Annotated in this window: 25 protein-coding genes; 16 read left to right on the top strand and 9 right to left on the bottom strand. The window is 55.9% G+C overall.

The annotated features are described in order from the left end of the window. The first annotated feature begins 50 nt into the window (after positions 1-50). From CU102_RS01045 to rnhA, 8 genes are all read left to right on the top strand, one after another. The gene (locus CU102_RS01045; RefSeq protein ID WP_106709107.1) at positions 51-929 is read left to right on the top strand and encodes a cytochrome c oxidase subunit 3; all 879 of its coding nucleotides are present in this window, start codon (positions 51-53) and stop codon (positions 927-929) included. A gap of 85 nt (positions 930-1,014) precedes the next feature. Beyond that, positions 1,015-1,518, top strand: a complete 504-nt coding sequence (locus CU102_RS01040) for a L,D-transpeptidase family protein (RefSeq protein ID WP_106709417.1) — start codon at positions 1,015-1,017, stop codon at positions 1,516-1,518. An 11-nt stretch (positions 1,519-1,529) separates the two neighbouring features. Further along, positions 1,530-1,925, top strand: a complete 396-nt coding sequence (locus CU102_RS01035) for a DUF983 domain-containing protein (RefSeq protein WP_106709106.1) — start codon at positions 1,530-1,532, stop codon at positions 1,923-1,925. Further along, a complete protein-coding gene (locus CU102_RS01030; protein WP_106709105.1) occupies positions 1,918-2,718 on the top strand; it encodes an SURF1 family protein in 801 nt (266 codons plus the stop codon). The genes CU102_RS01035 and CU102_RS01030 overlap by 8 nt, the downstream gene beginning before the upstream one ends. 51 nt (positions 2,719-2,769) lie before the next feature. Then, complete coding sequence (ispH, locus tag CU102_RS01025; protein WP_106709104.1) at positions 2,770-3,771, top strand: 4-hydroxy-3-methylbut-2-enyl diphosphate reductase; 1,002 nt, start codon at positions 2,770-2,772, stop codon at positions 3,769-3,771. Between the two features lie 44 nt (positions 3,772-3,815). Next, positions 3,816-4,043, top strand: a complete 228-nt coding sequence (locus tag CU102_RS01020) for a hypothetical protein (RefSeq protein ID WP_106709103.1) — start codon at positions 3,816-3,818, stop codon at positions 4,041-4,043. After that, positions 4,044-5,024: a homoserine kinase gene (locus CU102_RS01015; RefSeq protein ID WP_106709102.1), complete on the top strand. Its 981-nt coding sequence runs from the start codon at positions 4,044-4,046 to the stop codon at positions 5,022-5,024. Next, positions 5,021-5,464: a ribonuclease HI gene (gene rnhA / locus CU102_RS01010; protein WP_106709101.1), complete on the top strand. Its 444-nt coding sequence runs from the start codon at positions 5,021-5,023 to the stop codon at positions 5,462-5,464. The genes CU102_RS01015 and rnhA overlap by 4 nt, the downstream gene beginning before the upstream one ends. A 50-nt stretch (positions 5,465-5,514) precedes the next feature. Here rnhA and CU102_RS01005 read toward each other — a convergent pair whose 3' ends face one another. Beyond that, positions 5,515-6,000 (bottom strand): peroxiredoxin, encoded by a 486-nt coding sequence (locus tag CU102_RS01005; protein ID WP_106709100.1) that lies wholly within the window; start codon positions 5,998-6,000, stop codon positions 5,515-5,517. Positions 6,001-6,080: 80 nt separating this feature from the next. After that, complete coding sequence (locus CU102_RS01000; protein ID WP_166648296.1) at positions 6,081-6,878, bottom strand: protein-disulfide reductase DsbD domain-containing protein; 798 nt, start codon at positions 6,876-6,878, stop codon at positions 6,081-6,083. Positions 6,879-7,051: 173 nt separating this feature from the next. Here CU102_RS01000 and CU102_RS00995 point away from each other — a divergent pair, with 173 nt between their 5' ends. Beyond that, complete coding sequence (locus CU102_RS00995; protein WP_106709098.1) at positions 7,052-7,654, top strand: YqgE/AlgH family protein; 603 nt, start codon at positions 7,052-7,054, stop codon at positions 7,652-7,654. A gap of 13 nt (positions 7,655-7,667) precedes the next feature. Here the strand turns inward: CU102_RS00995 and CU102_RS00990 are convergent, their stop codons facing one another. Genes CU102_RS00990 through thrC form a run of 4 tightly spaced genes read right to left on the bottom strand, consistent with a single transcriptional unit; the run spans position 7,668 to position 13,889 of the window. After that, positions 7,668-10,559: an EAL domain-containing protein gene (locus CU102_RS00990; RefSeq protein ID WP_425351503.1), complete on the bottom strand. Its 2,892-nt coding sequence runs from the start codon at positions 10,557-10,559 to the stop codon at positions 7,668-7,670. Between the two features lie 20 nt (positions 10,560-10,579). Further along, the gene (locus CU102_RS00985) at positions 10,580-11,170 is read right to left on the bottom strand and encodes a GNAT family N-acetyltransferase (RefSeq protein WP_106709096.1); all 591 of its coding nucleotides are present in this window, start codon (positions 11,168-11,170) and stop codon (positions 10,580-10,582) included. 15 nt (positions 11,171-11,185) lie between these two features. Continuing rightward, on the bottom strand, positions 11,186-12,481 hold the full coding sequence (locus CU102_RS00980) for a M16 family metallopeptidase (RefSeq protein ID WP_106709095.1): 1,296 nt from the start codon (positions 12,479-12,481) through the stop codon (positions 11,186-11,188). 10 nt (positions 12,482-12,491) lie between these two features. Continuing rightward, complete coding sequence (thrC, locus tag CU102_RS00975) at positions 12,492-13,889, bottom strand: threonine synthase (RefSeq protein WP_106709094.1); 1,398 nt, start codon at positions 13,887-13,889, stop codon at positions 12,492-12,494. Positions 13,890-14,031: 142 nt separating this feature from the next. On the opposite strand from thrC, the gene CU102_RS00970 reads away from it, so the two are divergent. Next, positions 14,032-14,649 (top strand): hypothetical protein, encoded by a 618-nt coding sequence (locus tag CU102_RS00970; protein WP_425351502.1) that lies wholly within the window; start codon positions 14,032-14,034, stop codon positions 14,647-14,649. Between the two features lie 36 nt (positions 14,650-14,685). On the opposite strand, the gene CU102_RS00965 is transcribed toward CU102_RS00970, so the two are convergent. Beyond that, a complete protein-coding gene (locus CU102_RS00965) occupies positions 14,686-15,372 on the bottom strand; it encodes an HAD family hydrolase (RefSeq protein WP_106709092.1) in 687 nt (228 codons plus the stop codon). Between the two features lie 211 nt (positions 15,373-15,583). On the opposite strand from CU102_RS00965, the gene CU102_RS00960 reads away from it, so the two are divergent. After that, entirely contained in the window at positions 15,584-16,717 is a 1,134-nt protein-coding gene (locus tag CU102_RS00960; protein WP_106709091.1) for a site-specific DNA-methyltransferase, read from the top strand. A gap of 88 nt (positions 16,718-16,805) precedes the next feature. Here CU102_RS00960 and CU102_RS00955 read toward each other — a convergent pair whose 3' ends face one another. Continuing rightward, positions 16,806-17,417 (bottom strand): HAD family hydrolase, encoded by a 612-nt coding sequence (locus tag CU102_RS00955; RefSeq protein WP_106709090.1) that lies wholly within the window; start codon positions 17,415-17,417, stop codon positions 16,806-16,808. Beyond that, a complete protein-coding gene (mutY, locus tag CU102_RS00950) occupies positions 17,414-18,493 on the bottom strand; it encodes an A/G-specific adenine glycosylase (RefSeq protein WP_106709089.1) in 1,080 nt (359 codons plus the stop codon). The genes CU102_RS00955 and mutY overlap by 4 nt, the downstream gene beginning before the upstream one ends. Positions 18,494-18,582: 89 nt before the next feature. Between mutY and CU102_RS00945 the strand changes: the two genes are divergently transcribed. The 5 genes from CU102_RS00945 to CU102_RS00925 all read left to right on the top strand — a co-directional run bounded on the left by CU102_RS00945 (position 18,583) and on the right by CU102_RS00925 (position 25,798). Further along, positions 18,583-19,887 carry an O-antigen ligase family protein gene (locus tag CU102_RS00945; RefSeq protein WP_106709088.1) on the top strand — a complete coding sequence of 435 codons (1,305 nt, stop codon included), beginning with the start codon at positions 18,583-18,585 and terminating at the stop codon, positions 19,885-19,887. 51 nt (positions 19,888-19,938) lie between these two features. Then, the gene (locus CU102_RS00940; RefSeq protein ID WP_106709087.1) at positions 19,939-20,913 is read left to right on the top strand and encodes an SDR family NAD(P)-dependent oxidoreductase; all 975 of its coding nucleotides are present in this window, start codon (positions 19,939-19,941) and stop codon (positions 20,911-20,913) included. 27 nt (positions 20,914-20,940) lie between these two features. After that, a complete protein-coding gene (locus CU102_RS00935) occupies positions 20,941-21,441 on the top strand; it encodes a DUF721 domain-containing protein (protein ID WP_106709086.1) in 501 nt (166 codons plus the stop codon). A 136-nt stretch (positions 21,442-21,577) separates the two neighbouring features. Beyond that, positions 21,578-22,252, top strand: coding sequence for a DsbA family protein (locus CU102_RS00930; protein WP_106709085.1), 675 nt, complete (start codon positions 21,578-21,580; stop codon positions 22,250-22,252). A gap of 87 nt (positions 22,253-22,339) precedes the next feature. Beyond that, a complete protein-coding gene (locus CU102_RS00925; RefSeq protein WP_106709084.1) occupies positions 22,340-25,798 on the top strand; it encodes a chromosome segregation SMC family protein in 3,459 nt (1,152 codons plus the stop codon). The last annotated feature ends 97 nt before the right edge of the window (positions 25,799-25,895 follow it).

The raw sequence follows: 25,895 nt of genomic DNA, 5'->3' as shown, positions 1-25,895 counted from the left end.
TTGGCTTGACGCCATTGTCTAACAGATGAACAGAATTTGCGGGGGTTAAAATGGCCGAAGCGCACCAGAAGAACCACGACTATCACATTATCGATCCAAGCCCATGGCCGTTTCTCGGTTCGGTTGGGGCGTTTGTTCTCGCAATCGGCGGCATAGCCTTCATGCGATACAACAGCGGCGGCGAGCTGGTGTTGTTCAATGCGAATCTGACCAGCCCGTGGATATTCGCGATTGGCTTGGTCATCATTCTCTACACGATGTACGGCTGGTGGTCAGACACGATCAAGGAAAGCAAGGAGGGCCATCACACGCGGGTCGTTTCCCTGCACCTGCGCTACGGAATGATCATGTTTATTGCCTCCGAGGTGATGTTCTTCGTTGCCTGGTTCTGGGCATTTTTCGATGCAAGTCTTTTCCCCGGAGAAGTGCAACAGGTCGCCCGAACCGCCTTTACTGGTGGAGTCTGGCCTCCGAAGGGTATCGAGGTTCTCGACCCTCTCCATTTTCCACTTTACAACACGATCATCCTGTTGCTCTCGGGCACGACTGTGACCTGGGCGCACCACGCCTTGATCCACAATGATCGCAAGGGCCTCATCACCGGCCTGACGCTGACAGTTCTGCTTGGCCTGCTGTTCTCGTTCGTGCAGGGATACGAGTACGTGCACGCGCCATTCGCGTTCAAGGATTCGATCTATGGCGCGACGTTCTTCATGGCTACGGGCTTCCACGGCTTCCACGTTATCATTGGTACCATCTTCCTGGCGGTATGCCTGCTTCGTTCGCTCCGCGGTGATTTCACACCGCAGAAGCATTTCGGGTTTGAAGCTGCGGCGTGGTACTGGCACTTCGTTGACGTGGTCTGGCTGTTCCTGTTCTTCTCGATCTACGTCTGGGCTGGTTGGGGTGCCCCGATCGCCGTCGAGTAATTGAACGCAAAGCAAATCCCGGAGGGCGGTCATGGAAACGTGGCCGCCCTCTTGCTTTGACGACAATCCTGCGTTTCGATTGGCGATGTTCAATTTGAATGTGATTATTTCCGCCTCGCTAATCCTCGCGTCGCTTTTCCCGGCGCCGCCCCCTGCCGCGAATATAAATATTGATCTGGTACGCGTTCAGAAGTCCGAGCGCAGGATGCAACTTCTGTCAGGGGAAACGCTCGTCAGGGAATACAAGATTGCCCTCGGTGCGCGGCCCATTGGCCACAAGCGCTGGCAAGGGGATGAACGTACGCCGGAAGGCCGCTACGCTCTCGACTGGCGCAACCCCAATAGCATTGCTCATAAGTCAATCCACATTTCCTATCCGAACGCTCAAGACAGCGCTGCGGCAAAATCCATAGGAGTTCCGCCGGGCGGCGCGATCATGATTCACGGCGCTGCCAATGGCTATGGATGGTGGGGTTGGGTGCTTCAACTTATCGACTGGACAGATGGTTGCATTGCCGTCACAAATCAGGAGATGGATGAAATCTGGACGCTCGTTCAGGATGGAACGCCGATCGAGATTAACCCTTGAGTGCATAGCCAATGAATGAAGACACAGCCCTATATCCCCCGGTGGACCCAATCACTGCGGGTGTGAAGGCACGATGCCCCCGTTGCGGGCAAGGCAAATTGTTTGACGGTTTCCTGAAGCCAGCCGAACGGTGTTCGAGCTGCGGGCTTGATTATTCCTTCATCGACACCGGTGAAGGTCCGGCTGTTCTGGTGATGCTTTTGATCGGCTTCATCGTTGTCGGTCTTGCACTCTGGATGGAGGTAACACTCGATCCTCCATTGTGGCTGCATTTCATCCTTTGGATACCGTTAGCGCTGGTACTTTGCCTGGCCGCGCTACGCTGGATGAAAGGTGTGCTGATCGCGCTCCAGTACAAGCACAAGGCTTCCGAAGGACGGCTCGATCGACCAACTGCCCATGACTGATATTGCCACGCCAGCAAGGCGCCATCGATTTCCCTGGATAACTCTGATCATTGGCGCCATCGTCTTCGCCATCCTGATCGCACTCGGGACATGGCAGGTCGAACGCCTGTATTGGAAGGAAGGTCTTCTCGCCGAAATTGAAGCTCGAACCCATGCAGCTCCCGCTTCGCTTGCCGATACGGAAAAAGTCTGGGCCGACCAGAAGGACGTCGATTACCGGACTGTGACGGCGACTGGCCGTCTGCTCAATGACAGGGAACGACACTACTTCGCGACCTTTGACGGCTACTCCGGATTCTATGTCTATACGCCTTTGCTGCTCAACGATGGGCGCTCGGTGTTCGTCAATAGAGGCTTTGTCCCCTATGACAAGAAGGACCCGGGCAGGCGTGCCGAAGGTGAGATCGAAGGAGAGGTGACCATCAACGGGCTTGCCCGCAACCCGCTTAGCACCAAACCGTCGTCGATAGTGCCAGACAATGATCTTGCGACGAATACCTACTACTGGAAAGATCTGGCGACGATGGCTGGCCAGTCCGGCATTGAACCAGACAAGCTGGTGCCTTTCTTCATTGATGCCGACAAGGCTGCCAACCCTGGTGGACTTCCGATTGGGGGCGTGACGATCATCGATCTGCCGAACAGTCATCTTCAATATGCGCTCACATGGTATGGATTGGCTGCAACCTTGGTCGCAATTATTGGAGTGTGGCTCCGGCGGCGGTATAAATTCCCTAGCGATGGAGAACCGGAAGTCGGTCAATCGGAGTCTTCAGACTTGACTTCACGCTGATTGCCGCCCAATTCCAAGACACATTTCAATGCTTCTGCGAGATAGAACACCATGGCTGAGAAGAAACCACTGACAATCCGCCTGTGCGGACCGCGCGGGTTCTGCGCCGGTGTGGATCGCGCCATTCAAATCGTCGTTCTGGCGCTGAAGAAATATGGCGCACCGGTCTATGTGCGCCACGAGATCGTGCACAATCGCTATGTCGTCGAGGGGCTGCAATCGCGCGGAGCGGTGTTCGTCGAGGAATTGAACGAAATCCCGGCAGAGCACCGCAACCAGCCGGTCGTCTTCTCTGCCCATGGAGTGCCGAAATCAGTACCTGCCGATGCGGAGAGCAAGAACCTGTTCTATCTCGATGCAACATGCCCGCTCGTGTCCAAGGTGCACAAACAGGCCATGCGTCATCAACGGCTTGGGCGCCACGTCATCCTCGTCGGTCACTCGGGTCATCCAGAGGTCATAGGGACGATGGGCCAACTGCCCGAAGGCGCTGTTACTCTGATCGAAACCATTGAGGACGCGGAAACCTACTCACCGCAAGATCCTGACAATCTCGGCTTCGTGACGCAGACCACCCTTTCCGTGGATGACACGGCAGGGATCATCGCGACTTTGCAACGCCGGTTTCCTGAGCTTACGGCACCTGCCGCCGAATCCATTTGTTACGCCACCACGAACCGTCAGGATGCGGTGAAGTCGGCAGCGCCCGGTTGCGACTTGTTCCTTGTTGTCGGTGCTCCCAACTCCTCCAATTCCAAGCGACTTGTGGAAGTGGCTGAGCGATCTGGCGCCGCGCAGTCGCTGCTGGTCCAACGCGCTTCGGACATCGACTGGACGCAGATTGGCGATATCTCAGTCGTTGGGCTCTCGGCGGGTGCTTCAGCTCCGGAGATCATTGTTGATGAAATTATTCAGTCCTTTTCGGAGCGTTATTTCGTGACCATTGACCTCGCTGAAACAACAATTGAGACCGAGAACTTCCATGTCATGCGTGACCTGCGCGATATGAAACTGACAAGTGACGACATGGCCTTCGTCAACGGAAGCCACTGAGAGCTCTTTCCGGCCATATTGACCTATTCTGACGGAGGCATGTTGTGACAATATCAAGCGAAGACACGAAGACCTGCACTTTGCGTGCGGGCGAGTGGCTTGGCGCCGGGATTGGCGCAACAGGCCCCGTCCCTTCGGGTTTCCGGCTGACGGACACCCGCTTTGTCAGGCGGCTTCGTCCGATGTCCCACATCGACCTCGCCACCATCCGCGCGGATTGTCTCGCCAGCCAAGAAACAGAATACGGCCAATATGGCAGGAAAGAGCTCTAAATGGCTGTCTATACGGACATCAATGAGATCGACCTCGCGCACTTCCTCAAGGACTATGACATTGGAGAGTTGCTGTCCTACAAGGGCATCGCCGAGGGGGTCGAGAATTCCAATTACCTGCTGCACACCAGCACCGGCTCCTTCATCCTGACTCTCTATGAGAAGCGGGTGAACAGCAATGATCTGCCATTCTTTCTTGGGCTTATGCGCCATCTCGCCGGGAAGGGAATAAGTTGTCCTTTGCCGGTAAACCAGAAATCTGGTTCGAGTATTGGCGAGTTGGCTGGCCGTCCCGCCGCGATCGTCACATTCCTTGAAGGCATGTGGATGCGCCGGCCGACGGTCCAGCATTGCTACGCGGTGGGTGAGGCGCTGGCGCGCATGCACGTTGCAGGGGAGGATTTCCCCATGCGCCGCCGGAACACGCTCTCGGTCGACGGCTGGAGGCCATTGTGGGACAACTCCAAATCGGGTGCGGACCGCGTCGAGCCGGGACTTGCCAAGGAAACCGAGGCAGACCTGGCGTTCTTCGAAGCCAACTGGCCGTCGCATCTGCCCCATGGCGTCATCCACGCCGATCTGTTTCCGGACAATGTCTTTTTCCTTGGAAGCAAGCTTTCGGGACTGATCGATTTCTATTTCGCCTGCACCGACCTGCTTGCATATGACGTTGCCGTTTGCCTGAATGCATGGTGTTTCGAGAAGGATCACGCGTTCAACCTCACAAAAGGTACGGCTTTGCTTCGCGGCTATAGCACCGTCCGGCCATTGTCTGTAGACGAGGCGGCATGCTTGCCAATTCTTGCGCGGGGGTCCGCATTGCGCTTCATGCTGACGAGGCTCTACGACTGGTTGAACACCCCAGAAGGCAGTCTCGTCGTGAAGAAGGATCCGATGGAATATGTTCGCCGGATGCGGTTCCATCGGCAAATCCAGTCGGCGGTAGAGTACGGCCTCGTCCTGGAAGGGCAGAAAACGTGAAGGAAATCCAGGCATTCACCGATGGCGCATGCTCAGGCAATCCCGGGCCCGGCGGCTGGGGCGTTGTCTTGCGCTGGAACGGCAATGAAAAAGAGCTCTCCGGCGGAGAGGCTGATACGACGAACAACCGTATGGAATTAATGGCGGCGATCTCGGCGCTGAATGCCCTCAAGGAGCCATGCCAGGTCGATCTCTATACGGATTCAGTCTACGTCCGGGATGGTATCTCCGGCTGGATCGAAGGCTGGAAGCGAAATGGCTGGAAGACGGCGGCAAAGAAGCCCGTAAAAAATGCTGAGCTCTGGCAGGCTTTGGATGAAGCGCGCAAGCGGCACAAGGTTGTATGGCATTGGGTCAAGGGGCACGCAGGTCATCCTGAAAACGAACGCGCTGACGAACTGGCCAGGGCCGGAATGGCGCCGTTCAAGCGGAAGCCATAATCCCACCGTTGAGAAGGCCGGCCCGCCGGCCTTCTGTTTCTTCGGTTATTTCAGAGCTGCTCAAGAATAGTAGCTGCGCTCGATGTTACTGCCTGGCCAGGCGTGGTTTCGACATTGAGTTGTTTCACAACGCCATCTTCCACGAGCATTGAATATCGCTTGGATCGCACACCCATGCTTACAGCAGCCAGATCAATGTCGAGACCGATTGCCTTTGTGAACGTGGCATTCCCATCCGAGAGATATGTAATTTTGCCCTCGCCATTGGTTGCCTTGGCCCAGGCACCCATCACGTGCGGGTCATTGACTGCAACAACAACAATGGAATCGGCACCTTTGGCCAGGATTGCATCGCGGTTTTCAAGGTAACCGGGCAAGTGGTTCATGCTGCATGTCGGGGTGAACGCGCCTGGCACTGCAAACAGCACAACTTTCTTGCCTTTGAACAATGTGTCGGACAGCACTTCGATGACACCCTCATCGGTTTTCGTCTTGAATACAGCGTCCGGCAAACGCTCGCCTACCTTGATCGTCATGAATGGGCTCCTTGGGGAATGAAGATTTCCAACTCAACGCAGATAGGACGGGGAAGCTGAAAAGTCGAGGATTTTGACGCCTATTCCTGCACGTCAATCGATCCGGATACCGCCTTGTCACCTTGCACCAGTGTATAGTGTAGCTGGATTGGCTTTTTATCCTTTCCGGCAACGATAGGCGCGGAGAATACGGCACGTTTTGCTTCTCGGCCCTTCAGCTTGGACATACCGAACGTGACAGCGCCATCACCCGCAACAAAAATATCGGGCTCCGGATACTCGTCGGGAAGGCTGACGGTGATCCTGACTCGATCGTCCTTTCGCATCGCGGACGTTGCGCCAAATGTTGCAGAAGCCTCTTGCGGCAACTGCGAGAACGCATTGTCGATGATGGTCTTTGTCAATGGATCGGAAGCAGTTCCATGGATCGAGATATCGAATTGCGCTGTGACGGGGATACAGATCGTCTCGCAGATACCGAGAAACGCATGACCTTTCACGTGCACCGGTTTGGCCGGATCAATGAGAGTCAACGTCACTGGCAGCGCGACCGGTCTCTTGTACCCGGCCCAATGTGTGCCGCCATCCTCGAATCGATGCGGGGTAGGAAACGAGATCGAATAGCTTTTGATGTTGCTGCTTTCCGTAAGGTCCAGTTCCGGCGGGACACCCGCATCGCCTGGTTCTTTCCAATAGGTCTTCCAACCCGGATCGAGATTGATTTGGAGTGCACCGCGGATTTCAGTCGTCGGCTGTGTCGGGGTGTCGATGATCAGCCGGACGCTGCCACCGGGGGTTTTCGTCCAATCGGAATTGGCCGCAAATGCCGGATTTGCCAAGACCAGCATGGCGACAAGAAGATAGAATTTTGATTTCATTTTTTGACCATTGCAGGCCTTTTGGGCTCTATCAAGGATCACGCTGATTTGGTTCATCATTTCTGTGTGAGCAACGAAGTGATATCCGATTTTACAGGCGCCCTCCGAGCCTCGGTTACAATTCGTTACCTAAGGCCGTTGTCATTTGCAAAATCCTTGATACCTTTATTCTTATGGAGATTTTCAGAGACGCCAACAAAGAAACCGGTTTTCTGAATGGACAGTTCCTTCTCGCCATGCCGGGAATGGAAGACAGCCGATTTGCACGTTCAGTCATCTATGTTTGTGCACATTCTGAAAAAGGTGCGATGGGCCTGATTATCAACCGTGTCCAGGATATGGAGTTTGCGGATATTCTCGTTCAGCTCGGTGTACTGGACGAACAACAGGCGATCATGATGCCAGAGACGACACGCGATTTTCTCGTGCGTAATGGCGGGCCCGTTGAAGTGCGCCGCGGTTTCGTTCTGCACTCTGACGACTATCTTACTGAATCGACGATGCCGGTTGCCGAGGAAATCTGCCTCACGGGTACTGTCGATATTCTGCGCGCCATCTCCGGTGGACGCGGCCCACGCAAGGCGCTGATGACTCTTGGATATTCCGGCTGGGCCTCCGGCCAGCTTGAGAACGAGATTGCCAATAACGGCTGGCTCACGTGCCAGGCACCGCATGAAATGCTGTTCGATACGGATATCGACAGCAAATACGATCGCATTCTCGCCTATATGGGTGTCGACCCGTCTCGGCTGGCAACCGTCGCCGGCCACGCCTGATATTCCAACTATCCTACGAAGCTTTTGATTGTTGGAATTGTTCCCGCAGCAGCTTGGTCGCGACGTCCAAGGTCAGCGGTGGGCTGAACATGAAGCTCTGCGCATACTCGCAGCCCATCTGTCGCAATTGCAGCGCGTCGCTTTCATTCTCAATGCCTTCCGTGACGACGGAGAGGCCGAGATCATGTGCCATGCTGATCATGGAGCGAAGTAGCGTGACCTTCTGGGGCTGATCGGCCCTGAGGAATGATCGATCGATCTTGATCATGTCAAACGGGAAGGTCGTCAGATAAGACAGCGACGAATAACCCGTACCAAAATCATCCAGCGATACACCGACGCCCATCGCCTTGATGCTGGAAAGCACATAGGCGGATCGCTCGGGGTTTTCCATCATCAACGACTCTGTCAGCTCGAGTTTGAGGCTGGATGGTTCGATCTGAGTTTGCAAAAGGACAGACCTGACATCGTCGATCAGGTCTTGGCGGATCAACTGGCTGCTGGAAATATTGACCGAGACGAAAAGTGGCGAAGCGCCAAGACTGCGCTGCCAGTTGACCAGGTCTTCCGCGGCCTTCTGCATGGCAAAGAGTCCGAGTTGGACGATGAGGCCAGAGCTTTCGGCAATCGGAATGAACTCTGACGGCGGAATTGAGCCGCGGCGCGGATGATCCCAGCGCATCAGGGCTTCAAAACCGGCGATGCTATTGTCTTCGAGCCGGACGATCGGCTGATAGGCAATATGGATTTCGCGTCTTTCCAGCGCCCTGCGCAAATCGGATTCGAGTTGCAGCCTGTCACTACCCACCGCGCGGAAGGCAGGGCGGAATGGCTCAATGCGATCGCCGCCAAACCGCTTGGCCTGGAACATGGCGAGCTCGGCATCCTTCATCAGGTCTTCGGGCGATGCTGCACTGCCACTCGTCCAGGTGATTAGCCCCAGTGAGGCGGTAAGAACGATTTCGCGCTTGGCGAATGCAATCGGTGCGCGGATCGCCTGTTTGACAGCTTCGGCAAAGGCAGCAATTTTGGCCGGTTCGCTTTCTGACACGAGGATCAGCCCGAACTGATCCGCGGCGAGCCGGCTGAGTGTGTCCTGTGGCCGCAACAGACGATGCAAACGCCGCGAAATAGTCAGAAGGAATGTATCGCCCGCTGAGATGCCGAGACCGTCATTGACCTGCTTGAACCGGTCGATGTCGATGATGAACACGGTCGGGCGAATCTTGCTTTCGGTCTGCGCCATCGTGATGACAGATCCCAGGCGGTCGAGGAACAATTCGCGATTGGGCAGGCCGGTGAGGTTATCGTGGACGGCGTCGTGCAGCAGGCGCTCCTCTGCCTTTTTTTGCTCGGTTACGTCGATGAGCGTCCCGACGCAGCGCACGATTTCTCCATCCGAACCAATGACCGGGCGCGCTTTTAAAGAATACCAATAATAGTGACCATCATTCGCTCGCAGACGGAATGTCTGCGAAATGCGGCCGCGCCGGTTTTCGAGAATGACATCTAGTGTCGTGCGGAACCGGTCGCGGTCGTCCGCATGGAGCGTTGGCAGCCAGTTGCGAACAGCGCCATGCAGGGAACTCGCTGATGCTCCAAGAAAGTTGGTAAGGTCCGGCGTCGTGACGACGCGGTCGCGGGGCACGTCCCAATCCCAGACGATATCCCCGGATCCGATGATGGCAAGCGCTTGCCTTTCCACGTCGGAGAATAGGCCTTGTTGCAACGCGCCACCCGAGAATGCGTGCTGCATGACAGTGAAGCCGATCAAGAGAATGATGAGAACGAGGCCGCCAGCCAGCGCAGGCTGAATGATATCGTTCGCGAGAATTCCGGAGACCGTCAGCCAGCTGCCCATCAGCCAGACAAGCAACAAAATCCAGGTCGGAATGAGCATGATCGCCCGGTCATAGCTGCGGAACGAGAAGAACCCGATTAGCACCGTGCCCGAAATGACCGTTAGCGCAAATGAGAAACGCGCGATGCCGGCAGCGATCGGCGGATCGAAGATGGCGACGCCCGAAACGACACCGAGGCCAAGTATCCAAGTCAGCGCGCCATAACTGAAATTGTCGTGCCATCGGTTAAGATTGAGATAGGTGAAAAGGAAGATCACCAGGGTTGCCGCGAGCGCAACCTCAGTGCCCGCTCGCCACATCTGTTCATTGCCTGGCGTTATTTCAATGAGCTTGTTCCAGAATCCGAAATCCACGCAGATATAGGCAAGTACCGCCCAAGCCAGAGCTGCAGTCGCCGGAAAGAGCGATGTTCCCTTGACGACAAAAAGGATGGTCAGGAACAGCGCAAGCAAACCGGCAATGCCAAGGAGGATACCGCGATAAAGCGTGTAGGAATTGACCGTATCCTTGTAGGCGTTGGGTTCCCAGACGTAGACCTGTGGCAGGTTGGGTGAAGCGAGTTCGGCTACGAACGTAATTACTGACCCTGGGTTGAGCGTGACCAGAAAGATATCCGCGTCTTCGCTCGCCTGGCGGTCGAGGGCAAAACCTTCGCTGGGTGTGATGGCCACGATCCGGGTTGAGCCGAGGTCCGGCCAGATGAAACCCGAGCCCACGAGGCGGAAATGCGGGGCGACAATCAGGCGATCGATCTGTTCATCAGTGGGATTGGCGAGTGAGAAAGCCGCCCAGTCACCGGTAGAGCGTTTGTCGTTGGCCGGAACCTCGATACGTCTGACGATGCCGTCGGTGCCTGGCGCCGTGGTAACCTGAAAGTTTTCGCCCTGGTTCCTGTAGACTTCGACGGCCTTGGACAGATCGAGCGCGGTGCTCTCCTTGGTTATCTTGATTGTTTCGAAAGCATTTGCGGCCGGCTGTGCAGACAAAATCAAACAGACGAGGACAAAAATCCGCGATAAGCCTTTCAGCATATGTCCAGTCAATGATGCCACGCATGAAACCTTTATCTTAATTGGCGTCGGCCATCGTCTTCGATCAGCGAGAAGAGCAGATGATCTTGCCACATACCGTTTATCTTGAGGTAAGAACGTAGCAGTCCTTCCCTCTGAAATCCGGCTTTTTCGAGAAGGCGGATCGATCTTTCATTGCTTGGAATACAGGCCGCTTCCAACCGGTGCAACCTTACCTTGGTGAAAGCATAGGGTATAAGCAAATCGAGCGCCTCGCTCATATAACCCTGTCCCGCAAAAGGCTCGCCAATCCAGTAGCCGATCATTCCGTTCTGGCCGACGCCCCGTCTGATATTTCCGAGCGTTATTCCGCCGAGAAGTCGTGAATCCGGATTGCGAAACAGAAAGAAGGGATGAGCAGTACCGGCCGCGGCTTCCTCATCGTAGTGACGTACCCTGTGCCGGAATGCTCCCCGCTCCAAGTCATCGACCGCCCAAAGCGGTTCCCAAGGCGCCAGGAACTCACGGCTCTGGGCACGGAGAGTTGCCCACGCCCGATAATCGGAAAGTTGCGGCGGGCGCAGGTAGAGCCGCTCGCCCTGCATGGGCGGCGAGGCGCTTCTCAGGAAGGGCAGGGCGATCATGGCGTTAGATTGCCGTCAGACCGCGATTTTTCGAGGACTGGACGTTGGAGCCGTCAGTCCATGACGAACATCGGCAAATTTCATCAACGATCCGACCGGCCCAACGGCGGCAATGGTCGGCGTCGTGTCGAGGAACAGCCGCCCGGCAAGATCGGTCAAACGCTCCGTCGTGATTTTCGACAGACGGTCAACAAGTTCTTCCGTCGATACGGGATGCCCGTAGAGCAACATTTGGCGGGCAATCTGTCCCGCTCTGCTCGCTGCGCTTTCATGTGACATCAAAAGGCTGGCCCGATATTGCGCGCGCGCACGGTTCAACTCTTCCTGGCTGATGTTTTGAGCAGCTGCATGTAATTCGTTGATGATGACGGGAACCAGCTTTTTGAGATGGCTGCGCCCGGTGGCGGCATGGATACCGAAAACACCGGTATCGGAGAAACCCCAATGAAACGCATAAACCGAATAGCAAAGACCGCGCTTCTCCCGCACCTCTTGAAACAGCCGGGAAGACATGCCGCCGCCAAGGATCATGGCGAGCAGTTGCGAAGCGTAGAAGTCACGGACGTGGTAGGCGCGTCCTTCAAATCCGATGACGACCTGGGCATCCATCAATTCGCGCTGTTCGCGGAAATCACCGCCGACATAATGCGACGCATCCGGTTCCGGCGCCGTTGATTTCGAACGGAACGAACCCAGTCGCTTTTCGACCTCGCGCACAAACTCGTCGTGCTTCACACCGCCGGCCGCTACGACGACCATGCGTTCGGCGCTGTATTGTTCATCCATATAACGGCGAAGGTCCGCCGATGAGAATGATTGGACGGTTTCGGGTGTTCCAAGAATGGTCCGCCCGATCGTCTGTTGTTGAAATGCAGCTTCGGTAAACCGGTCAAAAACGACGTCATCGGGCGTGTCGTGTGCGGCACCGATTTCCTGCATGACGACGTTTTTTTCGCGCTCGAGCTCTTCAGCGTCGAACTTGGAGCCGGTCATGATATCGGCAAGAATATCGATCGCGAGCGGCATGTCATCGCGCAAAACGCGTGCATAGTAGGATGTGGTCTCGACGCTGGTGGCTGCATTGATTTCGCCGCCGACATCTTCAATGTCTGCGGCGATTTGCCATGCGGAACGGTTCTCAGTTCCCTTGAATGCCATATGCTCGAGAAGATGGGCTATACCGTGCTGGTTACTCGCCTCGTTCCGTGACCCTGCCTTGACCCAGATGCCAAGGGCTACACTCTCCACATGCGGCATTGTCTCTGTCGCAATCGTCAGACCGTTGGAGAGGCGACTGATTTCAACGCCCATTCAATGCTCCTTACCTCGCCGCTCTTGAATGTCGGCTGACATACTCTTCCACATTTTTTAGGTCGTTGGGAAGTACCGTGTATTGTTCTTTTCGTTGCATGAGGTTGCCGAGCCAAAGCGGGAGGTCCGGATGGATACCACTCGCCTCCTGCACGGCATCGGGAAATTTAGCCGGATGAGCCGTCGCAAGCACGACGCTCGCCGTTCCGGAAGTCATCTTCTCCCGGGCCACCTTCAAACCAATCGCTGAATGGGGATCAAGCAAATAGCCTGACTGCCCCAGAACGTCCTTGATTGTATTCGCCGTTTCCAGCTTGTCCGAGCGCCCGGCGTCGAATTCAGCACGGATTTTTGCGAGAGACGGATCAGAGATCGTAAAACTGCCGGACTGCTTCAGGCTATCCATAAGACGGCGCACCGATGCCGCATCCCGTTCATGAGCTTCAAACAACAACCGTTCGAAATTCGACGAGACCTGAATGTCCATTGAGGGTGAAGTCGTATGCAATACGCCCCGGGTCTCGTATTTCCCGGTTTCGATGGTGCGGGTCAGGATATCGTTATCGTTGGTTGCAATGACCAGACGATCGATCGGGAGGCCCATGCGCTTCGCAACATACCCTGCAAAAATGTCGCCAAAATTGCCCGTCGGCACTGTAAATGAAACAGCGCGATCCGGACTGCCAAGGGAAAGAGCCGCTGTGAAGTAGTAAACGATCTGCGGCATTATCCGCGCCCAGTTGATTGAATTTACTCCGGAAAGCGACAACGAATCACGGAAATTCAAATCATTGAACATGCCTTTGACCAAGGACTGGCAATCGTCGAAATTGCCTTCGATGGCCAGCGCATGGACATTAGACGCAGCCGATGTCGTCATCTGCCGCTGTTGCACTGGAGAAACACGGTTGTGAGGGAACAGGATGAAGATGTCGGTGCGGTCGCGGTTGGCGAATGCCTCGATAGCAGCGCCGCCGGTATCGCCTGATGTGGCGCCAACGATCGTCGCGCGCTCGTTTCGCTTTGTCAGGATGTGATCCATCAACCGTGCCAACAGCTGCATGGCCACATCCTTGAAAGCGAGCGTCGGGCCGTGGAACAGTTCGAGAATGAATTCGTTGTGCCTTGTCTGGACAAGAGGACAAACGGCCTCATGGCGGAATGTACCGTAGGCTTCATGCACCATGCGTTCGAAGTCGGCCTGATCGATATCGCCCGCCACAAAAGGGGTCAGCACATGAATGGCTACTTCCGCGTAGGTCTTGCCACGCAACGCTCGAATATCGCTGGCGGAAAACTGTGGAAATTCTTTTGGAAGATACAAGCCGCCATCTCGGGCAAGACCAGCCAGAAGCGCATCGGAAAAGCCTAAAACAGGGGCTTCACCACGGGTACTTAAATATTCCATTTCAATCGCCCTTTGTATCCTGCCTATCGATGCAAACGCCACCTTGCCAAAAAGCCGCAAAAGCCCCGTCGCAAAATTTCCTTACCGTTGGTATAGATCACGCTCGTTCGTCAAGGTTCGTTCTTCGAGGAAAGTTCAGTTCATGAAGTCAGAAACACAAAAAGCTTTGCCCTTCTATCAACTTTGCGCCCCAATTTGTGCAATGGTTTTTGCTGTTGGACTTAGCGGGTGCTCCACCAGCGGCACAAAAACGGAAGATCCGAACAGTCCAAAGGCCCAAGCGACAGCAGAAGCACAGAAGCGTATCTCGGAATCCGAATTGCGCGCCTTCTGCCCCACAGTCACGATCCGCGAAGGTACGGCGGTACTGACGAACTACGGAAAGTCCTCGGATAAAACGCCGGATAACCTGATTTATCAGGCTTCTATTGCCAACGAAACGCGGTCCTGCCAGCCGGGCGATACCACAATGACAATGAATGTTGCGATTGCTGGCAAGATTGTGCCCGGTGCCAAATTCTCCCCCGGGACGGTCACAGTGCCAATCCGCGTGGCTGTCGTTCAGGGAACGAATGTTCTCTACTCGAAACTGCACAAGCAAGCGGTGTCGGCGACAGATAGCTCCGCTGCAACGCAGTTTGTTTTCAACGATCCGAATGTGACTTTCCCGAAGCCGACGTCGCAGAATATTCAAATCTTCATCGGCTTTGATGAAGGTCCGGAAAGCAGCGGTACGAAGGCAAAACAGAAGACGCAGTGACGGAGGAAGGCTGGCCTGAGCCAGCCTTCCTTGAGCTTAAACCGCTTCAGACCAAACTGCCATGGCTTCAAGCACAGCTGGCAGGTCACGATGCCGGCTGATTACCGTTTCCGCACCCGCATCGGTTAGTTTGTCGGCATGGCCGGGATAGGTATGGGCGCCGCCGGTAAAGCCGACCACGCGCATGCCGGCGGTCTTTGCCGCGTGAACGCCATGGCTCGAGTCTTCGATCACGATGGCGCGCGATGGATCGACATTGAACTGTTTTGCCGCGAACAAAAACACGTTTGGATCCGGCTTCGGCTTCTGCGTACCGACCTCTCGAGCTGAGAAGATATGCGGGGCAAAGAGATCGTAAAGTGTGCTTTGCTCAAGCATCATCTTCAACGACGAGCTGATCGAATTGGAGGCGACGCATTTCGGATATTTCAATGCCGCGATCACCTGTTCGGCGCCCTCGATGACATTGAGTTCGTTGCGCAATTTGTGATCCATCTGCCGCGCCGATTCTTCGATCAGGGACGCCGAAATCGGGATACCCGATTCCTTCTCGACCTGAAGCAGGATATCGGTCCAGGTGAGTCCGGCAAAACGTTCCGCGATAGCCTCGGGCTCAATCGGATAGCCGGATTGCGTCAACAGCTGCGATTCGACTTCGGCCGCCAGAATTTCTGAATCGACGAGCACGCCGTCGCAGTCGAAGATTATGAGCTGTGGTTCCATTACATCTACCTGTTCGTGAAAAAAACGCCGCAATCGCTGCAGCCATGGGTCAATTGGGGGGATTACCGACATCGACTACACGCTTATTACCGCCGCGTCAAAGAAAAGCAGGCTGCGAGCGATGATCGATTTCAGCCGCTCTTAACGCGATATTTACCCTGCGCGGTAACCATACCGATTAGTAAAAGCGTCTCCAGTAATCGAGTATCACATGTCTGTTGTCCGTCTCGTGAATGAACTGCCTCAGGCAGCGCCGCAATCCCACTGGCTTGACACCATTCTGAAAGGCGACTGCGTTGCCGCCCTCAATCGTCTGCCCGATCATTCGATCGACATCATTTTCGCTGACCCTCCCTACAATCTTCAACTCGACGGTGACTTGCATCGCCCGGATCAGTCCAAGGTCGACGCCGTCAACGATCATTGGGATCAGTTTGAAAGCTTCCAGGCCTATGATGCCTTTACCCGGGCCTGGCTTTTGGCTTGCCGGCGTGTCTTGAAGCCTAATGGCACGATCTGGGTCATCGGCTCCTATCACAACATCTTCAGGGTCGGCGCAACCATGCAGGATCTCGGATTCTGGATGCTCAACGATATCATCTGGCGCAAGAACAATCCCATGCCAAACTTTCGTGGGCGCCGTTTCCAGAATGCCCACGAAACGATGATATGGGCGTCGCGCGATCAAAAATCAAAGGGGTACACATTCAACTATGAGGCGATGAAGGCCGCAAATGATGATCTGCAGATGCGGTCGGATTGGCTCTTTCCCATTTGCACCGGTGCGGAGCGTCTGAAAGATGAGAATGGCGACAAGATACACCCGACCCAAAAACCGGAAGCCTTGCTGGCCCGTATTCTCATGGCTTCGTCGAAACCAGGCGATGTCATTCTCGATCCCTTCTTTGGATCGGGAACCACGGGCGCGGTTGCAAAGCGGCTTGGACGCCATTTCGTCGGCATCGAGCGCGAGCAGAAATACATCGATGCTGCGACGGCTCGCATCGCTTCGGTGGAGCCATTAGCCGGAGCCGAACTCACTGTCATGACCGGCAAGCGCGCGGAACCGCGCGTTGCCTTTGGCAGTATCATCGAATCCGGGATGTTGAAGCCCGGAGCGATATTGAGCGATGCCCGTAAGCGTCATGCGGCGATTGTTCGGGCCGATGGGACGGTGACATCGGGCGGTGACGCCGGGTCCATCCATCGCATGGGCGCGAAAGTGCAAGGTCTGGATGCCTGCAATGGCTGGATGTTCTGGCACTTCGATGATGGCGGCGTTCTGAAGCCCATCGATGAACTGCGTAAACAGGTGCGCACCGGCATGGTTTCGGCAGGGGGCTAACAATCCGATCGGACGAGGACCTCCAGTGCCGTTCTGATCCCGAAACGCCCGGTTTTTTCCGGGCGTTTCGTCGTTGTGCGCGCTGGAATTAGACCCGAACGCCCAGATTGTTGAGATCCGCTTTAAGCGTTGCCGAGTCGACGAATTGCACTGACCGCCAGCCCGCTGCCTTGGCGCCAGCGACGTTCTTGGCGCTGTCGTCGATGAACAGCGTAGCCGAGGGCTCAAGATCAAAAATTTCGACATGGTGATCATAGATTGCCTTGTCCGGCTTGATTAGGCCGATATCGCCGGACACGGTAACACCGCGACTCTCCGTCAGAAACGGAAAACGCTCCCGGGCTTCGCGCAATGTGTCCGACGCGAAATTGGTCAGCATTGTCACATCATGGCCATCGGCGATCAGCTTGCGCATGATCTCGACGCTGCCGTCGATCGAATGCGTGATCATCTGGTGCCAGTTCTGCCTGAATGCCCGAATATGATGTTCCCGGTCAGGGAAGTCCGCAATCAGAAGAGCTTCGGCATCAGACCATTTGCGGCCGCGATCCTGCTCGATATTCCAAGCACTGGTGCACACGTTGTCGAGGAACCATTTGCGTTCCTCGGCATCGGGAATGAGGCTGCGAAATGCTGCATCCGGGTCGTAATGAATAAGAACCTGACCGATGTCGAATACGATATGCTTGACGGATGTCATTCCACTTTCCTTCTCTTGGCGAATGCATCGGGAATGGCTGCAGCAATGGCTTTTTTCATGACGGTGGGCAACGCCTCGCCCGCCAGTTTTTCCACCTTGACCCACCAACCATCCGAACTGGTCTGTTGGTGTACACCATTCGCTGTGTAGATTTTGAGACGCAGTTCAAAATGAGTGAAAACATGGGTGATGCCGCCTGCCGGCGTCCAGTTCGCGGGGAATGGGGCGTCATCCACGTCCGTGCTTCCATCCAGACGGGCCGTCCACTGCGTTGTGGGCACCTCCGTCATGCTGCCCAGCAGACCTTTTTCTGATCGGCTGCGCAGATAGACTTCATTGTTATCCGAAAGAGCAACATAGGCTGCACCTAGACGTATAGGCTTTCCTTTTTTGGCGGCCTTTACCGGAAATAGTTCCGGGTCGGCCGTCTGGAGCGCGGTGCAATTGTCGTTGAGCGGGCAAATCACACAGGCGGGACGTTTCGGCGTGCAGATTGTTGCCCCTAGATCCATCATTGCTTGCGCAAAATCGCCGGGCCGCTCGTTGGGCGTGAGTGCCTGCATTCTTGTCCGAATTGTCGGCTTGGCAAGGGGCAGGGGTGTCGTCAGCGCGTAAATCCGGGTAATCACTCGCTCTACATTGCCGTCGACCACAGCGCTCGGCAGGTCAAAAGCAATCGAAGCGATTGCTGCGGCTGTATAGTCACCGATACCAGGCAAAGACTTCAAGCGTTCTGTGTCGGCTGGAAAATGTCCGCCGAAATCGGCGCAAACAATGTCAGCGCACTTTTTCAGGTTTCGCGCGCGTGAGTAATAGCCAAGACCTGCCCAGGCTCGCAGGACATCATCCTGACTGGCGGCAGCAAGAGCAGTTACAGTGGGCCATTTCTCGACGAATGTCCGGAAATAAGGCTTCACGGCCTCGACGGTCGTTTGCTGAAGCATGATTTCGGAGAGCCATATCCGGTAAGGATTGGGGACTATGCCGGCAAGGCGGTCGCGCGGCGAAATGCGCCATGGTAGAATCCGATGATGAGAATCATACCAACGAAGTAGTTTGACGGTTATCGGTTGCATCAATTCCAAACTGCGCTACAGGGATGTGAAGCGACTTGTTCGACCATAACGACTGCCCACGTGAAATTCAGTAATATTCGGAATCCTAGATGTTTCCAGACCAGTTGACCAAGGCGCTGATGCTCCCGACCCGGGGGCATTTTGTTGGAATCGATCGCAACAATCGCCTCTTCACATTTCTGTTTGCGCTTTTTCCGGGATTATTGGCAAGCGGAACTTCAGTGACACTTGTACTTGCGTTCCTCTGGGCGTTGATTTCACTCGCGACAAAACGCTTTGCGTTCAAAATGACGAGGTCGGACAAGATCGCTGCTTGGTGCATTACTTTCTATGTTTTTGTAACGATTTTCTCTGTCCTTGTTCATCCCAATGCAGGCAGCCAATTCATCTTCAAAATGATTCCGTTCCTGGCAATTTGGGCGGTCTTGCCGCGCCTTCGCGCGGGTCTTCCCGGCCGGTTAATACCATTCCTGATCACGGGTGCCGGGATAGGCATGGTCGGCTCCCTTGTATTCAGCATCATTCAGATCGCATTCCTGTCGTCCCGTGCGGAAGGGGGAGCTGGCAACGCCGCTGTTTTCGGCCTGTTCACGGTGTTGTTCGGGAGCATCTCGTTGCTGAATGCACATTCGCAAAGCAGGACCGAACGCGCACTCGCCATCGTTGGTTTTGCTTGCGGGATGGTATGCGCACTCCTGTCCGGTACGCGGTCAGCCTGGCTGGTCATGCCCTTCCACTTCATCATCCTGTACTGGTATTTGCGTGGCCAATCGCTGCCGACAATTACCAATGCAATGAAAGTGATTGGCACTGTCCTGATCGTTGGGGTCGTTGCATTAGGTGCGATGAAGGTAACCGAACGCTATCATGCTCTCGAAAGCGACTTTGTCCAGCTGGACAAACAGCCCGACAACATAAGCTCGTTAAAGGCGCGGCTCCTGCTCTGGTCTGCAGCTAAACAAGCTTTTTTGGAATCTCCATTGATCGGACATGGTGCGCAAAACCGCATGGCCATCGTCTATGAAACATTGAACTTGCCGGTTGAAAAGAAAATGACGTTCACGCATGTCCACAATGGATTCTTGAACGCCGCCGTTGACGGCGGAATTCTCGGCATTCTTGGCGTGCTCGCCCTTTTGGCGGCGCCCGTCGTTGCGGCTCGCAGCAAGAAACCAGGTCCTGGACGCGACCTGGCAACGGCCATTTCACTTTTGCTCGTCACCAGCTATGTCATAACAGGGATGTTTGGGATCATGTTCGGTCATGATGCGACCGACGCTGTTTTCGTTTATCTGACGATCATAATCTGCTGGATCGACGGAAGTTCAGCGTATCTGTCGGTGCCGCAAGTGGCCCAGCACGCTCAGACCGATGCGATTGCTTTGAAAGCTTAAAAATAGAACACTGCGGGCCGGAAACCACAATCAAATGAGATCAGGTATTCTATGAAGGCCATCGTCACAGGAGCAGCAGGCTTCATCGGTTTTCACGTCGCCAGGAGGCTTGCTGACGAAGGCTTTGACGTTATCGCGATCGATAATCTCAACGATTACTATCCCGTAGCACTCAAGGAAACCCGTCTGTCCGCCCTGGACGTCCACTCCAATATCCGCTTTGTCCGCACCGATATTATTGATCCGAGGGCACTCGCTGCCGCAATTGCAGGGGATTCTGATGCCGACATCATCGTCCATCTAGCCGCTCAGGCCGGGGTGCGTTATTCGGTCGAGAACCCTGCCGCTTACGTAGATGCCAATGTCCATGGCCAGGTGACGGTCTTCGAGCAGGCGCGCAAAATGCCGAAACGTCCACCTGTCGTCTACGCCAGTTCATCTTCGGTCTATGGGGCGAATACGAAGGTGCCGTTCTCGGAAAGCGATCCGGTCGACCATCCCGTATCGGTTTACGCTGCAACAAAGCGTTCGGCTGAGCTTCTCGCTCATTCCTACCGGCATGTTCACAATCTTGCTTCGACCGGCCTGCGCTTCTTCACGGTTTACGGCCCCTATGGGCGTCCGGATATGGCGCCTTGGCTTTTTACCGATGCCATCCTGAAGGGGGAGCCGATCAAGGTCTACAATCACGGCCGGATGGAGCGAGACTTCACATTCATTGACGATATCGTCAACGGTGTGTTTGGCGCGGTAAGCCGGATTCTGGCACATCCACAAGAAACGGCGCCGGTCTATAACCTTGGAAACAATAAGCCCGTTGCCCTGATGCGTTTCATCGAGATCATCGAAAAGGCCTGCGGCCGCGAAGCAATCAAACAACTGGCACCCATGCCGCCTGCCGATGTCGAGCGTACCTATGCAGACATTGATCTGGCGTCTCGAGATCTTGGATTCTCGCCGGCCACCTCGCTCGAGAATGGCATACCTTTGTTCGTTGAATGGTTTCGCGGTTATAATGGCCGCTGACATTCTTTTTGGAACAGGCTTAGCGCGATGAAGGATGACCGCAGCAAGAAGGGTTTCCGGCCGCTTGCGGACCCGGTAGCAGGCATTCTTGATCCTGTGCTGCGCAAACGGGCAGGGATCACCATTGAACTTGTTCAGGCCTGGGAAGAGGTGGTTGGACCGGCGCTGGGCGAGCAGTCACGCCCGCTCAAGCTCCTTTGGCCGCGACGGGCGCATGAAGACGATCCGTTTCAGCCAGCGACGCTGGTGATTGCCTGCCAGGGTTTCACTGCCATGCGAGTGCAACACGAAACTGGCGAAATCATCAGTCGGGTCAACGCGTTCCTTGGGTTCGCAGCGGTTGGGCGTGTCAAGATCGAACAGAAGCCCGTGTCGCATCCGGTTGTAAAGCGCCGTTCGCTGCCCCCGGTAGATGCGGCTACGGCGGATAAGATCAGCCGCTCTGTCGGACTAATCGAAGATGAAAGCCTGCGCGAAGCGCTTCAACGGCTCGGCCAGAGCATCCATGCCGAAAAGATCAAACGCTGATTTGTATCCCGTAGATTGATAGTGTTTGGATCACGAAAAATTCAAAGACAGAATGAATGCTCTGCCTTAAAGAGACTGCCATGAGGCTTTAACGAGTCACTCGAACTATAATCAACACCGGAGACAGGTGATCCTTATGACTGAATTGCTGACCCGCAGGAAAATTCTGACACTTGCCGCCGTTTCAACGGTCGCCATTGCCACGGCCGGCAGTCAGGCTTGGTCGCAGGATGCTGCAAAGCCGGCAGCACCCCAACCGGCGGGCAAAGTCGATGAAGCAAAGCTTATGGCTGCTGGCTCTCTGAAAGACATGGTCATGGGCAAGCCCGAAGCTCCCGTGACGATCGTCGAATATGCATCGATGACCTGTCCGCATTGCGCGCATTTTTCCTCAACGACGCTACCAACGATCAAGGAAAAGTACATCGATACGGGCAAGGCAAAATTGATCCTGCGTGAATTCCCGTTCGACCCGCGCGCTGCTGCAGCCTTCATGCTGGCGCGTTGCGCACCCGAGGAACGCTATTATCCGATGGTCGAAGTTCTGTTCAAACAGCAGGAACAGTGGGCTGGTGCAGCAAATGCCGAGGAACCTTTGCTACAAATCTCCAAATTGGCAGGTTTTACACAGGAGTCCTTCAAGGCTTGCTTGACGAACCAAAAACTTCTGGATGATGTGAATGCAGTGCGTGAGCGCGGTGCCAGCGAATTTGGAGTAAACGCAACTCCGACATTCTTCATCAACGGCACCAAATACTCGGGAGCCTTATCGGTTGACGAAATGTCAGCAGTTATCGACGGTTTGCTCTAGTACCTGCCGCTCAAATTTCGGCGGGCGCTTAGCCGCGTCCGCTTCCCGGTCTTTCACTAATGCGGTGTTTGGCGAGAAGGGCATCTGATGCGCTTTACCAAACTCCGCCTTCTCGGCTTCAAATCCTTCGTAGAACCCGCCGAATTCGTCATCGAGAGCGGATTGACTGGCGTCGTCGGCCCTAACGGTTGCGGCAAGTCCAATCTTGTCGAGGCCCTGCGCTGGGTCATGGGTGAAAACTCCTACAAGAATATGCGCGCCTCGGGGATGGATGACGTCATCTTTTCCGGCTCTGGAACACGCCCATCGAGAAATACGGCGGAAGTAACGCTGTTTCTCGATAATCAGGACCGGAGTGCTCCTTCGGCCTTCAACAATGCGGACGAACTTCAAGTCTCCCGCCGGATCGAACGCGAGGCCGGATCGGTCTATCGCATCAATGGCAAGGATGCCCGTGCCAAGGATGTGCAATTGTTGTTTGCCGACCAGTCCACGGGAGCCCGCTCTCCTTCGATGGTTGGCCAGGGGCGCATTGGCGAGCTGATTCAAGCAAAGCCTCAGGCCCGCCGGGCGCTGCTGGAGGAAGCCGCTGGCATCTCCGGGCTGCATACGCGCCGCCACGAGGCCGAACTGCGGTTACGCGCTGCCGAACAAAATCTTGAACGGCTCGAGGATGTCGTCGGCGAGCTTGAAACGCAAATTGAGAGCCTGAAGCGCCAATCCCGCCAGGCAAATCGCTTCAAGAGCCTTTCCGCCGATATCCGGCGATCAGAAGCAATATTGCTGCACTTGAAGTGGTCGGTTGCCAAGGCGCAGGAGGGTGAAGCGGAGTCGGCGCTGTCGGTTGCTACCTCAGGCGTGGGCGATCAAGCTCAGCGGCAAATGAATGCCGCCAAGGAGCAGGCCATCGGCGCGCACAAACTCCCTGATTTGCGTGATGCTGAGGCCAAGGCTGCTGCCGTTTTGCAACGCCTGACGATCGCCCGCTCGCAGCTGAATGAGGAAGCAGAGCGCATTCGAGCCCGCCAATCCGAGCTGGAAAAGCGCCTTGTGCAGTTCACCTCCGACATTGCGCGCGAAGAACAGATGGTACGTGACAACGCCGATGTTCTGGCGCGTCTCGATGCCGAGGAGCGGTCTCTCAACGAGGAGACCGCCAACGCCGGCGAATGTGAGATCGAAACCCGGGCCGAATTTGAACGCGCGGACGCGAAGCTGAAGGAAAGCGAAGCTGCGCTGAGCAAGGTAACAGCCGAGCGCGCAGAGGCATCGGCCGAGCGTGCGCAAATTGAACGGAATTTGCGCGAAAGTGCTGAAAGGCGGGATCGGCTTGCCCGGCAGATCGGCGACATTGAGCGCGATCTTTCCGCCGTATCGGCCCAAATCGGTGCTTTGGCAGACCCTCTGGAAAAGCAGAGCCTTGTCGAAGCCGCCGAAGCTGCACTTGATGAAGCAGAAGAGTCTGCCCTTGCGGCTGAGGCAGCTGTGGAGGCGGCCCGCCAACGGGAGGCGGAACTTCGACAACCTGTGCAAGATGCGCGCAGCAATCTGGGCCGGATCGAGACTGAAGCGCGTACGCTCGCCAAGATGATCAATGTCGGCGGTTCGGATCTGTTTCCAGCGGTTGTGGAAGCAGTCAAGGTCGACAAAGGCTTTGAAGTGGCCCTTGGCGCGGCTCTAGGTGAAGATCTCGACGCGCCAACCGACAGGAGCGCGCCGGTTTTCTGGGGCGACGTAGACGGTGCTGGCGACGATCCGGCATTGCCTGGAAATATCATATCTCTGGCAGAGGTGGTACGGGCACCGCGACAGCTGGCGCGCCGGCTCGCTCAAATAGGTCTGGTCGATGAAGCGGAGGGTACACGCTTGCAGTCGTCATTGAAGCCGGGTCAGCGCCTTGTCAGCCGCACCGGCGCGCTATGGCGTTGGGATGGGTATACCGCCAGTGCTGACGCCCCGACGCCGGCTGCCCAGCGTCTTGCTCAGAAGAACCGATTGGCGGAGCTTGATCTTGAAGTGGTCGAGGCTACGAAAAGGCTGCGCGACGCGGAAGGTGGCATTGCTGCGGCCGAAATGGCAGTTCGTCAATGCGTGGAGACGGAGCGCACCGCCCGCGATCATTGGCGCGGCATGCAGCGAGCGATCAGTGATGCCCGCGAGGCACTGGCGGCAGCGGAGCGTGCAGCCGGTCAGCTGTCCAGCCGGAGCGCCGCTCTTGATGAGGGCAAGACCAGGCTGGCCGAAACCCTTGAGGAAACGCAGGAACAATTCATTGAAGCAGAGACCCGGCTATCGAGTGCCGTCGATCTGCAGGAACTCAACATCCGGCTCACCAACCTGACGAGTGAGGTTGCGCAGGACCGCGCTACGCTGGCCGAGGCGCGTGCGGTGCATGATGGCCTTCGCCGCGAAGCAGAAAATCGCATGCGCCGGCTGGAATCGATCGGCTATGAGCACAAGAGTTGGATCGATCGCGCTGACAATGCCGACCGGCAGATCAAGTCGCTTGCTGAACGGCGGCTGGAAGCCGAGCGTGAGGCGGAAAATCTCGCCGATGCGCCAGAAGAGATTGCCGAGCGCAACAGGATGCTGTTGTCGCAACTGTCAGAGGCAGAGGCACTGCGCAAAGAAGCGGCCGACAAGCTTGCCGTTGCTGAAGCCAGGCAGCAGGAGCTCGACCGCGCAGCTACAGACGCGATCCAGTCTCTTGCGACGGCGCGCGAGGGCAGGGCCCGTGCCGAGGAACGCCTTGCTGCGGCGCAGGAACGGCGGAAGGATGCGGAAGTACGTATTGCCGAAGCGCTGAACTGCGCACCGCACGAAGCAATGAAACTGACCGGGCTTGGCCCGAATGACCCGCTGCCGGACGTCGACGCCACAGAACGCAATCTTGAGCGCCTCAAGATTGAGCGTGAGCGCCTTGGCGCCGTAAACCTGCGTGCCGAAGAAGAACAGGAAGAGCTTTCCAGGCGGCTTGAGGCGATTGTCAGCGAGCGCGAGGACATCATCGAGGCGGTCAAGAAACTGCGTCAGGCAATTCAGAGCCTGAATCGCGAAGGGCGTGAGCGTCTGCTGGCAGCGTTCGAAGTGGTCAATGTCCAGTTTCAGCGCCTGTTCACCCACCTGTTCGGTGGAGGAACGGCCGAGCTGCAGCTGATTGAATCGGATGATCCCTTGGAAGCAGGACTTGAAATCCTCGCCCGGCCACCGGGCAAGAAGCCGCAGACGATGACCCTTCTGTCTGGCGGCGAGCAGGCGCTGACGGCGATGGCATTGATATTCGCGGTGTTCCTGACCAATCCTGCGCCAATCTGCGTGCTGGACGAAGTGGATGCCCCGCTCGACGATCACAATGTGGAGCGATTCTGCAATCTGATGGACGAAATGGCCTCGTCCACCGACACGCGCTTTGTGGTCATCACACACAATCCGATTACCATGGCTCGTATGAACCGGCTGTTTGGCGTGACCATGGCCGAGCAGGGTGTCAGTCAGTTGGTTTCCGTCGATCTGCAGATGGCTGAACAGCTGCGCGAAGCGAGCTAGGACGGTCGAAGCCTGCCGAATGACAAAGGATTTCAAAACTTAATGCGGATTTACTCTGCTAATCGATTTGAATGCTGCGATGCAGCATTTTTTGATG

This window comes from Phyllobacterium brassicacearum (assembly GCF_003010955.1).
GTDB lineage: Bacteria > Pseudomonadota > Alphaproteobacteria > Rhizobiales > Rhizobiaceae > Phyllobacterium > Phyllobacterium brassicacearum.
This window is presented reverse-complemented; position numbering and strand designations above follow the sequence as displayed.